The sequence below is a fragment of the Streptomyces sp. NPDC033178 genome, from assembly GCF_055577685.1.
Window position 1 is genome coordinate 48,129 of record NZ_JBVIPT010000030.1, and the last position, 12,747, is coordinate 60,875.

A 12,747-nucleotide genomic window follows, 5' to 3' on the forward strand; every position below is an offset into this window, starting at 1 on the left:
AGTGGTCACGGATCGCCGCGGTCACTGCCGGACACCAGAGTAACGCCACCGCTCCCCCGGCCACCCGTTGAGCTCGTCCCTTGGGGCCCTCGGGTCCTGCGAACACCGGTCTCGGAGAAGTCAACGCGGCCCGAGCCCGCAAGGGGTAGCCAACGCCTTGAGGATGGCCAGGTCCCCGCGCACGACTCGCGACATACGAAATCCGTCGCCGGCCGGTGCCAGCGGGCCGGCCTGTCGGCGTGGCACGTCGGCATGGCCGGGCCGGCGGGCGTGCGGGCGACGGATTTCGTGCTCCCGATGTCGACGCGTCTCGGTTTCAGCCGCTGGCGTTGCCGGCGGTCGTCGAGGGTGCGGACAGCGGCTCAGCGCAGTGACATCACTGGCACTGGCGGCCGGTGTTGATGCACCGGACCATTTCGTTCATCAGCTGCTCGTCGAAGACGTTGACGAAGTCACCGTGGTCGGTGATCGGTTTGTGCATCTGCTCCGGGAAGCCGTCCACCGCATAGAACGGACTGGACTGGCCGTCGTCGCCGAGGCTGGGTGCGTCCACGTCGTAGACCAGCCGCTGTACGAGCTGGGGAACGGCCTTGAAGCCACTCGGGCAAGCGCCTGTCTTGGGATCGGCGAACGCGACGTGGTCGCGGTGGTTGGCGCTGTCGACGTTCTGGCCGTCCCAGCAGCTCTGGAACTTCGACGTCCGAACCAGGCTGCTGCCCTCGGGACAGATCGGGTACTTGTCCGTCAGCTGGCGGTTCTCGAAGCCGGTGCAGCTCCATGCCGCGTTGGCGTTCGTGGTGCCGTTGGTGAACGCCTTGGCGTCACCGGTGATGATCCGCAGGAATTTGGGCATGGCCACGACCTGGCTGCTCGCGTTGCCCATGTAGTCCAGGGTCACCTGCGATGCGGTGAGGATCTTGCCGGCGTTGCCCTCGGCGCCGCCGCCCTGTTGCTCGGCGTCGAATTCCTCGGTGCCGTCCTGCAGCCGCAGGACCGGCCAGTAGTAGGAGGACTTGTCCCCCTGGTTCCGGCAGGTCGTCTCGCCGCCCGCGAAGTCGTCGTTGTCGGCGAACGCGTCGTTCGCCTGGTTGCCAACGTAGTCATGTGTGTGATGAGCACCGTTGTCCACGCCGGGCGCGACGATGACGTTGTCGGTGTTGTACAGCTTGTTCTCGTTCGCGCCGCACTGGGTGGTGAAGGTCCCCCGGGAGGCCCGCTGCGACGCTCGGGGTGCTGCCACGTTGGGTTGGACCGAGGCGATGTCGACGAAGTCGGCCGCGACAGGTCCGTTGCCTGCCTGGCCACCATTGGCGGGCTGCCCCTGCCCGTTGCCCTGGCCCTGCTCCTGGCCGTTCTGATTGCCGCCGGCGTCGCTCTGGTTGCCGGAAGCGCGCAGCGAACAGGCGGCCAGTGCCTCAAGGCCCTGCGGCTTGTTCCCCACCCTGCCAATGGCAATGGCGATCCGGCCGATCGTCGCGACCCGCTTGTCCTTGAGGGGCCCCATGATCGCGTTGTTTGCGAAGCCGTTGTCCTGCTGCATGGCCCGGGTTGAACTCTGCAGCCGCTGGTAAGCCTCGGAAACCTGGCTGTCCAGTGCGGCGAGTTCCCTGTCGACCTCGGCCCGGGCCTGGTCCGGCACCTGCTGCAGTCGGCTACCGACGTCGGGGCAGTCGATGGTCGAGGCCTGCAAGGCCGCAGCTTGGCCAGTCCCACCTTGAGGCGACTGTTTGACGGTGTTGCCGCCCGGCGTCTCGTGGGCGGAGGCGTACACGTTCACGGCCACCAGTCCGCCTGCTCCGAGTGTGAGAGCCGCCGCAGCGGCTAGGGCCTTGCCGCCCGTGGTCCTCGATCGTTTGCGCGTGTTGCGCCGCATATTTCCTCCGAACTCTTCTGGGTGAAACACCACTTCACGAGGCGGGTCGGACCAGAAGAAAGCGATGTCCTGCCAGGTGGTCCCGTTGAGGGGCGCGTTGCCGACGAAGGGTCGGTTGGGCCGTCGTGCGAAGCATCCGCCCCTCGTCCCTCGGGCTTGCTTGGTCTGTTCACTCGCGGGTTTCACTGGCTCTCGACTCTTCTGTCGAGATCTCGTTCAGGAATCAGAGTTGTCCATGGGGCTGCCGTGACGGAGGCATTGGGTCGTCGCGTCAGGTTCTCGTAAGAACTCGCCGCGCTGAGCCGCGACTTCGGGAAGGTTGGGTTGGCTGATGACGCCCGCGACGCTGGAATCAACCTCACTCCGCCCGCGGCTCGGAGGGGTGCGGTGGTACTACGACGCTCCACCGGAAGGTCACAGCGGCGACGCGGTCAGGGCGCCGGGCAGGTGCGTACCCGGGTTGGCCGCCGTTTGCTACTGACGTGATGACTGCCAGTCCCAGGAGGCTGCCGGGCCGTATCGCGGCGCTGAGGACGAAGGCACCGGGACACCGCGTACTTCTTGATCGATGGCTGGGCGGCATCCTCACCCCCGAGACCGGGGCTCGTATACACGGACCCCGGCGCATTGCGAGCTGTGCGAGTTCGGCTCGACGCAGTTGAAGCGGGAGGCATACGGTCCAGTTCTTACGAGAGGTTGACACGATGACCAACCGACTCCACCCAGGCTGCTGAACCGGCAAACCTGACCCCTCCCCACCGGCCCGGAGCGGCGGTGGCCGAACCCCGAGGAGTCGAGCATGAACAGGCCCAACGAGCGCGACAACCACAAGCCCACAGCACCGAGTCCACTGAGTGTCATCGGCGGCGGATACCTGGCGACCGCAGCCGTCCGGGCCACGGCGACCGTTGCCCCAGCCGACCAGCCAGTTCGTTCCGCCACCGAAGCGGACCATGCCCTCGCTGTCCAGGACGACAGCTGACACAGACCGTCGAGAGTTACCGGCAGCCAAACGCCGGTAGCCCGGGGCCTAGGATCAGCCCGCTGCCACACCGTAGTGACCTGCCACATGTCCCTTCTGGTCGCACCCACTCCATGCAGCGGTCGAAGACGCGTAGAGCGGCGATCCAGCCGAGGACATGTGCGCTCGCTCTTCATGGCGCCGAGGCGAGGGCTGGGCAGCAGGGTCATGTCGTAGGCGGCCACAGCCGCGGCTCGGTCCGGACGGTCGCGTTGCCCTCCACGATGCCGGATCGGTAGATGTCCAGCGCCTGTTCGGCATGGGCTGCGGCACGGTCACTCTGCAGTCTCGTGACCGCGCGCTGGGTGGCGGCGCAGCATGCCGGTGGGTCGCTCAACCGCTGTCCCCCAGGCAAGCAGCGCGAAGCCCAGGGCGAAGCCGAGCATCGTCCAAACACCGCGTGGCCAGAAGATGTGGCTGTCGACGAAGGACCAGCCCGCCGCCAGGAGCACCACAGTGCCGGGAAGTACTCGGACGCCGTGCTTGGGAAGCAGCGCGACCGCGGTGGCCGCGATGGCGCCGATGAGGGCGTAGGCGCCGGCCTGCCCCAGCGCCTCACCCGTGTCGTAGAGCGGGCGCTTGACCGGTCCGAGGCTCGCTGCCACGTCGGCGTGCTCGACCGCGGTTCCGGCCGCGATGCCGGCGACCGCGTCGAGGCCGGTGTAGAAGGCCGCGTAGATGAAGGCACCCGCCCAGGCCACCACGGTGGCGAAGCCCGCGAGTCCGAGTCGGGGCCGGTGCCACAAAGGAACCAGGAGACCGACCGTGAGCAGCGGAAAGACCGGCAACAGTGCGATGTGCAGCTGTGTCCAGTCCGAGGCCGTCGATCGGGACAGCCCGTGCGGATGCGCGATGCCCGCCGCAGCCAGCACGAGTGGGGCGGCGGTGACGAGGGCCATGCGTCGGATGGTCAACATGCCTGCGAGCGTAGGTGCGTGAGGTCCTGCGATCCGGCCGCGTAAGAGTTCCGTAAGACGCTTGCCGTCCTCAGGCTGGGTGACTCGGTGATTCGAGAACGCGGGGCTTGTCGGGCGCGAGGACCCGCGCCCGGCGAGGAGGTTTCGTCGCCTGCCCGCCGCCAGAAAACCCTGTCGCTTTGCCACCAGGACGTCTTACGAGAGTCTGACGCGGCCATCGTTCCGTATCGGCACACCACTCCCACGGCTCACTCTGGTGCCGTCCGCAGCCGTGGACCGCATCGCGCCGACACAGAGGAACGAGACGTGAACATGCACAGCAACCGCAGGGGTTACCGCAGCTTGAGCCAGCCCGCTGGCATACGTGGCGGTCACCGGGTGAAATCCAGGACACGGCGCATCGTGATCGGCGGCGGGGCCCTGGCCATCGCCGGGGCCGCCACGGTGGCCGTCTCCCTGGCCTCGGCGAGCCAGTACTCCGGGAGCTCTGCCGGGGCCGACCACGCCGTCTTCGTCCAGGGCAACGAGCTGGACGCCAACACCATCCATGTGTTCGCGCGGGACGACGACGGCAAGCTGGGTCCCTCGGAGACCTACACGACCGGCGGCCAGGGCGGTGACCAGGTCGACGCACCCACCGACTCGCTCGCCTCCCAGGGCTCACTCGTCTACGACGAAGCCTCGGGCATGCTGCTGGCCGTCAACGCGGGCAGCGGCACGGTGACCTCATTCCGCGTCGAAGGGCAGAAGCTGACAGACCGGAAAGTCGTCGACTCCGGTGGGGAGTTCCCAGCCGGCATCGCGGTGCACGGCAAGATCGCGTACGTCATGAACGCGGGCGGCGAGGGCAGCGTCCAGGGCTTCAAGATCACCGGCAAAGGGCTCAAGCCGCTGAAGGGGTCCTACCGTTCCCTGGGCCTGGACAACGAGGATATTCCGCGCTTCGACACCTCGCCGGGTGAGGTCGAGTTCGCCCCGGACGGCCGCAATCTGATGGTCACCACCAAGGGCAACAACACCGTCGAGGTCTTCCCGATGAAGCGCAACGGCCTGCCGGCCGTCGCCGAGCCGGTCGTCAACAAGTCGGCCGGCGGCGTACCGTTCGCGATCAGCTTCGACAGGACCGGGAAGCGGATGCTGGTCGCCGAGGCCGAGAAGTCCACTGTCACCGCGTACAAGGTGAATCACGACGGAAAGCTGAAGGTTCTTCAGAAGCCCCTCGCCAACGGCCAGGAGACCCTGTGCTGGCTGGAGCGCGCGGGCAACTACTTCTACGGCGGCAACACCGGCAACTCCACCGTCACCGGGTACCGCATGGACAAGCAAGGCAAGCTGGCCCTGACCAACGACGTGGGCATCGCAACCCCGCCCTCCGCCAACTCGCAGGGCGTCATCGACCTCGCCGTGACCGAGGACGAGAAATTCGTCTACGTCCAGAACGCCGTCTCCGGCACCGTCGACGGCTTCCGTGTCGAGGCCAACGGCGCCCTCACCAAAGTCACGACAGCCGAGGGCCTCCCCGCCTTCGACGAATCCGGCATGGAGGGCATCGCTGCCGTCTGACACGGACACAACCGTCACGGAGAGCCCATCGAGATCCGGAGGCTTCCGCGATGGTCCGAAGGAATCCTCCAAATCGGAGACTCGCCTTCCATAACCGAAGCCCCAGGACCTGACCTGGGGTTTCTCATGGCACGGGTGGCGTTGTCCGAGGGCATCGCCCGGGCCATCGGCAGCTATCTGCTGGCCACGACCTCCGGACCGCCCGGCGACATGATCCCCCGGCTGGAGGCGTTCCGCACGGTAGCGGCCGCCATGCCCGTACGGAGTAACTGCAGCCGGTGCCGTGCTCCTGGGGGGAGCTGCAGGTCCCAGCCGTATCAGGCCGCGGCCGTTGGGTTCGCTGATTCGGCGGCGCGGCGGTAATCGGCGTTGATGCGCTGGGCTTCTTCGAGCTGGTCTTCGAGGATGACGATGCGGCAGGCGGCCTCGATCGGGGTGCCCTGGTCGACGAGTTCCCGGGCGCGGGCAGCGATGCGCAGCTGATAGCGGGAGTAGCGGCGGTGTCCGCCCTCCGAGCGGAGCGGGGTGATGAGGCGGGCTTCGCCGACGGCGCGGAGAAAGCCCTGGGTGGTGCCGAGCATTTCGGCGGCCCGGCCCATGGTGTAGGCGGGGTAGTCGTCGTCATCGAGCCGGTTGAACGAGTCGTCTGCTGTCATTGCACCTCTCTGTGGAACGCCTGGAGGGGCCTTGGTGCCGTACGGCACCAAGGCCCCGAAGGAACTGCTACACCATCTGCCGGCCGTGGTACTGCGCCGGCCTTCTGTGTCCGCACGCCCACCCGGGAGAGGAGGGGCGATGCGGGGATCGCGGTTGCCTGACCGGAGACCACCTCACTATCGATGTCCTGCGGTACCCGGGCTCAGCATTTCCGCCCGGGCGATCCTGATGGCGCTCGGCTCCTCCGTTCTTCCCTCTTGATCAACACTTGCCAACGGGAACTGCGTACTGCTGGTACTGCGCACTGCTCTGCACTACTGGTGATGCGAACTGCTGGTGGCCTGGGTGAGCGCCACTCTTCGGCAGCCAGCCCCGTCGCCCGTCCTGCGTCTGCTCTGGCTTAGAACCCCACTGCCGAACCTCCCGGTGCGCGCGTCCGCAGCCGACGCCTTCACCGAGGTGCTGCTCACTGACTTCACTGCTGGATGTTGCGACCTGCACTTGCGGTACTGCACTTGCGTTAACTGCGGTTTTGCCCACGGCGGCCCCTGATCACTGCGGGCCACCCGGTACGGCCGTCAGTCCCGTCGCCGTCCTGCAACAACCCTGGCTTCGGAACTCCACCACCGCACCGTCCTGCGGTACTGCAACTGCGTACTACTGCCCGGCAGTTCGTGTCTGCCGGGCCCTGCTGATCTCGGCTACAAGAGAAACCATAACCACTCCACCACCCAATGTCTACTCCGGCCAACATAGATTTCCGTGAGCTCGGCAGCGAGATAATCGACCTCATACAGCGCCGGCGAAGGCAAGACCGTAAGTGCTCTCGTCACCCGGTAGCCCCAGGGCACCGACGCCGACGACGGTGACCGGCGCCCCTCCCAAGGATCGAGTGTTCAGCGTCAACGGCTCAGTCCGGACTGCAGTAGCGGCGGCGCGTAGAAGGCCACCAGCGCTTCTGGCTAACGAACCGACTGCCGAACGCGTCGATCGCGGTGCGCACCGCTTGGGCGTGGTCCCACTCCGCGCCGTACTCGCCAATGGGTGTACGCCAGGACCGCACCAGGCTCTCCGCGGTCTCCGCTACCGCCTCCGGCACCGCGAACACCCGGTGGAGCGGGGCCAGGGGGCGGTGCGGGAGCGTGCCGTCGCCCAAGAGGCGGACCAGGGCGTACGACCAGCCGACATCCTCACCCAGCTGCCCCGGGACACGCGGGCGCGTTCGGGTGCACGGATCCGGGCTGAAGGTGCCGGCGTCGTGACTGGAGCCCCACACCACTCGCGCCAGGGCTCCCCCGCTGCCCTACGCGCGCTGCCGCGGTGAAGGTGCAGGCCGCTGCGGTAACTCCCGGAGATCACGACGGCCCGTCACGGTGCGGCTGGGGAGGCCAGGCAGGGCGATGCGCAGCGGGCAGCTCCCTGAGCGCCTGGCCGACCGTTACCCAAACGGGCAATAGCTCAATGCTGCCTGTCTGCACCAGCAGCTCCGTCAAGCGACGCCCCGCCCCGGCCATAAGGATCCTGCCGTTCCTGCGTTCCAGCAGCCAGCGGACGGCGAGCAGGCAGTTGAGCCCCCGCGAATCACAGAACACGAGAGCCGTCACGTCCAGCACCAGACAGCGATGCCCGGCGTCGACACTGGCACCGAGGGTGCGCAGGAAGAACTCCTCGCAGGTGTGGTCGAGTTCGCCACTGACCCGCAGGACCGCGATGTCGTCGCTGCTGGCAAGCTCGGTGATGGTCAGGCGGTGGGTCTGCGTGGACATCGCACCTCCATCCGGCCGGCGTACAAAAGACCGTCACGATCGGCCCCTTGCGCGCCGGCGCCCCATACGGACCGACGAGCGCCCGCAGCCGTACTGCTCAAGCCAGCCCGGCTCCATGCGGCTGCCGTGTGCTCCGGGCACCGTCTGGCCCGATACCCGTATGGGTGCGTGTGCCCCGCATTCCGCAGGGCAGCGGAACCTGATGAGATTCCTTGTCGGCCTGGAACACACCATGGAGCGATGGTCCACCACCGTGTGGCAGTCGCTGGTCCCTCGCCAGAGGAAGCAGGCCGAGATGGTGGGGATACTCCGACGCGAGTGCGACGACCACGCCCTGATCCTGGACCGTCGCCGCACCCTGGTACCCAACGCCTTCGTCATCGAACTCCCGCCGGAATCCCACCGACAACTGACCGATCATAGTGCCCAGGTAGCAGGCCACCTCGCGGCTCAAGTCCGCCGCCACGCAGCAGAGCAGGGATACACCTTCGCCGGCCCCGTAGCAGTTCACCTGGCACCAGCCGATGACGCGGGCGTCGGCCGCTTCCGCATCCGAAGCCACATCTCTCCCCTTCGCAGATAACCCGGCGCCCGGCAATCGAAGCCGCATGTCCGCTTCAGGCGTCCACGCCGGTGCGCAGGCGGATCTGCGTGCCATCCCAGCGTGACACCGCCTCTGGCGCCGACGGACGAGACAGCGACGCTGAACATGATGCCCAGCGATGCTGCCATCGAGCCGCTTGACCGTGTCACGGAAGGCGGGCTGTGCGAGATGGCTGTGAAGGCAGTCCCCGGGACGCAGGCTGCTGTGCGTCAATGACTCGGCGGCTGCTTGGGCCGTCACATCGAGATGGCCGACGTCACAGGACCTGGCGGCCGACCACGTCCCCGCCGGGATCATCAGCGAGTACCACGGCCACGGTGATCCGCTTACCCACCGGCTCCCGGTCAACAGCAAAGCTCCGGCACACCGCCATCACGATCTCCAGACCGTGCTGACCGATCCGGCCCAGGTCGGCCGGCAGCACCGAAGGCAGCGTCGTGCTGCTGTCCCACACACAAACCTGCACGGCACCATCGCTGATCTCCAGATCCAGCAGGCACGGACCCGGCGCGTATTTATGGGCGTTGGTCACCAACTCGCTCACCACCGGCTGCACCATGCCCATCGCCCGCGTCGACACCGGCAACCCATGCACCGCCTGCACCATCACGAGAAACCCCTGGGCCACGTCACGAGCCGCGGCGATCTCCTCACCACCCTCGAACGCAACGCAAACCGCTACCGGACGCGCTACCAGCGGATCCCGGCCCTCCTCCCACCCGGCCAGGTCCATACACCCCCGCCTCATGCGCCTCACACCCCGCGGCTACACACCCACCGCAGATACCCCCGAAACACCAACCCAGCCCCTACGCACCGGAAGCACGAACGGACACACAGCGTCGGCTCCTCACACCGACACCAGAAACAGCTACTGAGCTTGTTCTTTATCCACCGTCCGCGTCATAGGGCGGGGATGGACGGTCCCAGACGGCGTCTGACCGGCTGACAACCTTTTGAAGTTCGCGGGCACTTCGGGGTGATATGGCCTGCATCACGGTGTCGAGGAGGGCTCGGGCTTCGAGGGGGTTGCCGCAGCAGTACCAGTGCACGTTGCCCCACTCGTAGTCGTGCCACAGATCCCGCTCGGGCTGGTGGACGTAGTCCTTCCACAGGCCCAGAGCCGTGCTGACGTCGCCTGGCTGCAGATAGTTGCGGGCGTGCTCAAGACGGATGATCTCGGATAGTGCACTCGAAGACAGGCCGTCGATGACTGGCCTTGCACTCGTTGTCCGGTGGCTGCCGGGGGCGCCGGCACGGATCTGTCCTGGCCGTCTACGCGGCATGGACCTTTCGGTTCGTCATCATGCGGTACATGGTGCCACGGTCTCGAATGGCGTCTCGAACGGATTCGCTCGCATGTGGATCTGCCGGACGTGGGGGCGGCCTTCGTTTGATCATGTGCTCCGACCAAGGTGCACGTGACCACGACGAAGGCCGCGAGGGTGAGTCTGCTGCCTGATGCTGTACGAAGGGAGGCGTTCGCGGAAGCGTCACGCTTCCCTACGGTGTTCTGCGGGACGTGGTGAGCCCTTCGCATGGTTCATCTACCCAGGTGGTTCATCTACCCAGGGGCGTCGGGTGTGGCTCTCACGCTTCTGCCGATTGTGGCTACCCCGGATTGAACGCGTGCTGGACCTCAACAACATGGGCCCGCTCGTCCTGCTGACGGGCTACCAGACCCCGGCCGCCTTGCGCCGAATCGGTGTCAGGTGTCTGGAGACCTGGCTGCGTAGCCGCAAAGTCACCCGAGCCGATCGGCTCGCCGAAGCGGCCGCGCAGGCCGCCGAACGGCAGCACACCAGCCTGCCCGGGGAGAAACTGGCCGCCCATATGGTGCAACACACTCGCGAAGGAGGTGATGGCCCTCAACGAGCAGGTCGCCGAGCTCGACAAGCTCATCGAGGCCCGGTTTCGCGACCACACTCCTTCGACGTGATCACCAGCATGCCCGGCCTGGGTGGCATCCTCGGCGCCGAGTTCCTGGCCGCCACCGGCGGCGACATGGCCGCCTTCGGCACCCCGGACCGCCTTGCGGGCTTCGGCGGCGTTGCTCCGGTGCCCCGCGACTCCGGAAAGATCAGCGGCAATCTGAAGCGCCCCCAGCGCTACAACCGCCGCCTGCAGCGTGTCTTCTACACCTCGGCATTGTTCAGCATCCGCTACTGCGAGGACTCCAGGCGCTTTTACGAACGCAAGCGAGCCGAAGGCAAGCGCCACACCCAGGCGGTTCTCGCCCTCGCCCGCTGCCGCGTCAACGTGCTGTGGGGCCTCCTGCGCGACGGGCGACGCTACGAGCCCGCACCACCAATCCCCCTGGCGGCTTGACAAACAGCATTAGGAATCCGGAGCGAGTTCTACGAGTGTCTGACCGCCCGGCGCGACGAGTTGTTCGAGCTCGTGGACGCGGTGCTGTGTGCGGACGGGGCGCTGAAGTCCCCGGTGGACCTGACGCTGCTGCCCGAGCATCGTCGCGGGCAACCCGGGCCCTTACACGGTGACCGCCCCCACCGGCGGGCGTCTCCTGCTGGTGACGGACAGCGAGGGCCGACCCGTCGCGGTGGACAGCACTCCCCTGCCGGGCGGGTTCGTACGCACGGCCTTCACGGCGCACGGGGCATCGGTCCACCACGTGCGCCCCGGTCGGCGGTGACAGGCGGGCGGATCAGGTCCAGGGCGCGACGACGATGAAGGAACGGCTGGCGCGGAACGCGGCGGTGTTCTGGGCGGGATCGAGCCACAGTTCGAGGTTGGCGCGGTGGCGGAGGTAGCGGCCGGGGTAGTTGTACGACTCCAGGGAGACCGACCCGTCGGTCGAGCCGGGCCGGGCGCAGTAGGTGGCGTCCTTCCGGAAGACGGCCGATCCGTCGTTGGCGTCCAGCCGGATGCGGAAGGCGTAGTGGCGCAGGTATTTGCCCGTGGCGTCCCTGAGTGAGTAGCAGCGGGAATCGGCCAGCCCGGCGACGAATCTGAAGGTGGCCTCCTGCTTCGCGAGCCCGGTACTGGTGGCAGAGACCGGACCGAGGACGCCGAGACTGCCGGCTTCACGCACATAACTGCCGGACTGGTCGACCGAGCGCAGGGCGTGGCTCCCCACAAGCGTCGGGGCAGCCGTCGGCGTCGGGGTGGCGGACGTCGTCGGGGCCGGCGGTGCCGACGAGGCGGCGGGCGATGCCGGGGACTGGGCCTGCGCCTGGGCCGCGGGTGGTCGTACGGGCGTGTCGGACCGCGTGTAGGCGTACAGAGCGCCGCCGCCCGCCAGGGCCACCGCCCCGGCCGTCACCGTCGCCACCGGCTTGGCCGCCAACTTGCCCAGCAGGTGGGCCACCCGGCCCACGCTTTCGGGAGCGTGCGCGGCCCCTCCCGCCGCCGCCCCGGCCGAGGCCGAGGGCATCGACTTGGCCAGCAGCAGCCCCGCCAGGCCGATCGGCACCGGCACCAGCGCGAAGCCGCCCAGCAGCCCCTCCGCCGGCACCAGCTCGGAGGTGTTGAACAGGCACTGCGGGCAGTCGCGGACATGGCGCGCCAGCCGCTTGCGCCACCGTGCGGACGGCCGGCCGTCCCAGGAGGTCAGCTGCGCCTCCAGCTCCGCGCAGCGCGGCGAGGCGGCCAGGGCGCGCAGCACGGCGCGCGCGGACTCCAGCCGTTCCTTGACCCGCTGCACCCGTACCGCGGCATGCTGCGGCGCGAGTTCGCAGGCTGCCGCCAGTTCGGCGCGGGTCAGCTCACCGGCGGCCTCCATCCACCACAGCGAGAGCACCTCGCGCTCCTCATCCTCCAGCCAGCGCGTCGCCTCCACCGCCTCACGCCGCTGCCCCGACAGGGCCAGCCGGAGAATGGCCAGATCGGCGAAGTCGGCTTCCGGGGCCGCCTCTTGGACGGCTTCCTCCAGCAGGGCCGCCTGCGGCCGGGCCTGCCCGCTGCGCCACCGGTCGCGAACCTGTCGTACGGCGATGGCGACCAGCCAGGAACGGAACCGCTCCGGTTCCTCCAGGCCCGGCAACCCGTCCAGGGCCCGCAACATCGTCTCCTGGACCACGTCGTCGACGTCGCTGTGTCCGTTCAGCGCCCGGCCGACGATGTTGTAGACCAGCGGCAGCCAGTCCCGTACGAGACGTTCCAAGGCCTGCCGGTCACCGTCCCGCGCCGCCACGACCACCGCGACGTCCGGCCGTTCCCGCATGTCCTGCGAGGGCACCCGTCCCACCTTGTCCCGCCCCAACTCGTCAACGAACACCTGATGCTGATGTGCCAAAGGGTGCAGTGTGCCAGAGGCGTTTGACATTCCCTTCCGCGGTTCTGTTATCCGCGATCGGCCCGCACGTCTCCTGTCCGTACGGCCGAAT

General features: G+C 67.8%; 12 protein-coding genes and 2 pseudogenes. 6 read left to right on the plus strand and 8 right to left on the minus strand.

What is annotated here, in order from left to right; genetic code table 11:
* Positions 1-376: 376 nt before the first annotated feature.
* A complete protein-coding gene (locus tag ACZ5VQ_RS45700; RefSeq protein ID WP_469110161.1) occupies positions 377-1,873 on the minus strand; it encodes a DUF1996 domain-containing protein in 1,497 nt (498 codons plus the stop codon).
* A 799-nt stretch (positions 1,874-2,672) separates the two neighbouring features.
* Here ACZ5VQ_RS45700 and ACZ5VQ_RS45705 point away from each other — a divergent pair.
* Entirely contained in the window at positions 2,673-2,855 is a 183-nt protein-coding gene (locus tag ACZ5VQ_RS45705) for a hypothetical protein (protein ID WP_469110162.1), read from the plus strand.
* A gap of 314 nt (positions 2,856-3,169) precedes the next feature.
* Here ACZ5VQ_RS45705 and ACZ5VQ_RS45710 read toward each other — a convergent pair whose 3' ends face one another.
* Positions 3,170-3,811, minus strand: coding sequence for a hypothetical protein (locus tag ACZ5VQ_RS45710; protein WP_469110163.1), 642 nt, complete (start codon positions 3,809-3,811; stop codon positions 3,170-3,172).
* Between the two features lie 378 nt (positions 3,812-4,189).
* Between ACZ5VQ_RS45710 and ACZ5VQ_RS45715 the strand changes: the two genes are divergently transcribed.
* Positions 4,190-5,374: a lactonase family protein gene (locus tag ACZ5VQ_RS45715; protein WP_469110164.1), complete on the plus strand. Its 1,185-nt coding sequence runs from the start codon at positions 4,190-4,192 to the stop codon at positions 5,372-5,374.
* A 317-nt stretch (positions 5,375-5,691) separates the two neighbouring features.
* Here ACZ5VQ_RS45715 and ACZ5VQ_RS45720 read toward each other — a convergent pair whose 3' ends face one another.
* From ACZ5VQ_RS45720 to ACZ5VQ_RS45730, 3 genes are all read right to left on the minus strand, one after another.
* Entirely contained in the window at positions 5,692-6,030 is a 339-nt protein-coding gene (locus ACZ5VQ_RS45720) for a MerR family transcriptional regulator (protein WP_469110165.1), read from the minus strand.
* 911 nt (positions 6,031-6,941) lie between these two features.
* Positions 6,942-7,187 carry a hypothetical protein gene (locus ACZ5VQ_RS45725; protein ID WP_469110166.1) on the minus strand — a complete coding sequence of 82 codons (246 nt, stop codon included), beginning with the start codon at positions 7,185-7,187 and terminating at the stop codon, positions 6,942-6,944.
* Positions 7,188-7,386: 199 nt separating this feature from the next.
* Positions 7,387-7,797, minus strand: a complete 411-nt coding sequence (locus ACZ5VQ_RS45730) for an STAS domain-containing protein (RefSeq protein WP_469110167.1) — start codon at positions 7,795-7,797, stop codon at positions 7,387-7,389.
* A gap of 232 nt (positions 7,798-8,029) precedes the next feature.
* Here ACZ5VQ_RS45730 and ACZ5VQ_RS45735 point away from each other — a divergent pair, with 232 nt between their 5' ends.
* Positions 8,030-8,380 carry a DUF3662 domain-containing protein gene (locus tag ACZ5VQ_RS45735; protein ID WP_469110217.1) on the plus strand — a complete coding sequence of 117 codons (351 nt, stop codon included), beginning with the start codon at positions 8,030-8,032 and terminating at the stop codon, positions 8,378-8,380.
* 277 nt (positions 8,381-8,657) lie between these two features.
* Here ACZ5VQ_RS45735 and ACZ5VQ_RS45740 read toward each other — a convergent pair whose 3' ends face one another.
* Both ACZ5VQ_RS45740 and ACZ5VQ_RS45745 read right to left on the minus strand, forming a co-directional pair.
* Complete coding sequence (locus ACZ5VQ_RS45740; protein ID WP_469110168.1) at positions 8,658-9,134, minus strand: ATP-binding protein; 477 nt, start codon at positions 9,132-9,134, stop codon at positions 8,658-8,660.
* A gap of 154 nt (positions 9,135-9,288) precedes the next feature.
* Positions 9,289-9,687, minus strand: a complete 399-nt coding sequence (locus ACZ5VQ_RS45745) for a hypothetical protein (RefSeq protein ID WP_469110169.1) — start codon at positions 9,685-9,687, stop codon at positions 9,289-9,291.
* A 328-nt stretch (positions 9,688-10,015) separates the two neighbouring features.
* On the opposite strand from ACZ5VQ_RS45745, the pseudogene ACZ5VQ_RS45750 reads away from it, so the two are divergent.
* From ACZ5VQ_RS45750 to ACZ5VQ_RS45760, 3 genes and pseudogenes are all read left to right on the plus strand, one after another.
* Positions 10,016-10,729, plus strand: a pseudogene (locus ACZ5VQ_RS45750) (transposase); the annotation flags it as partial.
* Positions 10,730-10,744: 15 nt separating this feature from the next.
* Positions 10,745-10,900: pseudogene (locus ACZ5VQ_RS45755) on the plus strand (NF041680 family putative transposase); the annotation flags it as partial.
* Positions 10,899-11,054, plus strand: a complete 156-nt coding sequence (locus tag ACZ5VQ_RS45760) for a hypothetical protein (RefSeq protein ID WP_469110170.1) — start codon at positions 10,899-10,901, stop codon at positions 11,052-11,054. The pseudogene ACZ5VQ_RS45755 and the gene ACZ5VQ_RS45760, both read left to right, overlap by 2 nt.
* Before the next feature lie 12 nt (positions 11,055-11,066).
* Here the strand turns inward: ACZ5VQ_RS45760 and ACZ5VQ_RS45765 are convergent, their stop codons facing one another.
* Positions 11,067-12,656: a sigma-70 family RNA polymerase sigma factor gene (locus ACZ5VQ_RS45765; protein WP_469110171.1), complete on the minus strand. Its 1,590-nt coding sequence runs from the start codon at positions 12,654-12,656 to the stop codon at positions 11,067-11,069.
* Positions 12,657-12,747: the final 91 nt, after the last annotated feature.

Excerpts from the sequence above, each read along its gene's own strand:
- ACZ5VQ_RS45700 (WP_469110161.1), bottom strand. The coding sequence starts at position 1,873 with ATGCGGCGCAACACGCGCAAACGATCGAGGACCACGGGCGGCAAGGCC.
- ACZ5VQ_RS45705 (WP_469110162.1), top strand. The coding sequence starts at position 2,673 with ATGAACAGGCCCAACGAGCGCGACAACCACAAGCCCACAGCACCGAGT.
- ACZ5VQ_RS45710 (WP_469110163.1), bottom strand. The coding sequence starts at position 3,811 with ATGTTGACCATCCGACGCATGGCCCTCGTCACCGCCGCCCCACTCGTG.
- ACZ5VQ_RS45720 (WP_469110165.1), bottom strand. The coding sequence starts at position 6,030 with ATGACAGCAGACGACTCGTTCAACCGGCTCGATGACGACGACTACCCC.
- ACZ5VQ_RS45730 (WP_469110167.1), bottom strand. The coding sequence starts at position 7,797 with ATGTCCACGCAGACCCACCGCCTGACCATCACCGAGCTTGCCAGCAGC.
- ACZ5VQ_RS45735 (WP_469110217.1), top strand. The coding sequence starts at position 8,030 with ATGGAGCGATGGTCCACCACCGTGTGGCAGTCGCTGGTCCCTCGCCAG.
- ACZ5VQ_RS45740 (WP_469110168.1), bottom strand. The coding sequence starts at position 9,134 with ATGGACCTGGCCGGGTGGGAGGAGGGCCGGGATCCGCTGGTAGCGCGT.
- ACZ5VQ_RS45745 (WP_469110169.1), bottom strand. The coding sequence starts at position 9,687 with ATGCCGCGTAGACGGCCAGGACAGATCCGTGCCGGCGCCCCCGGCAGC.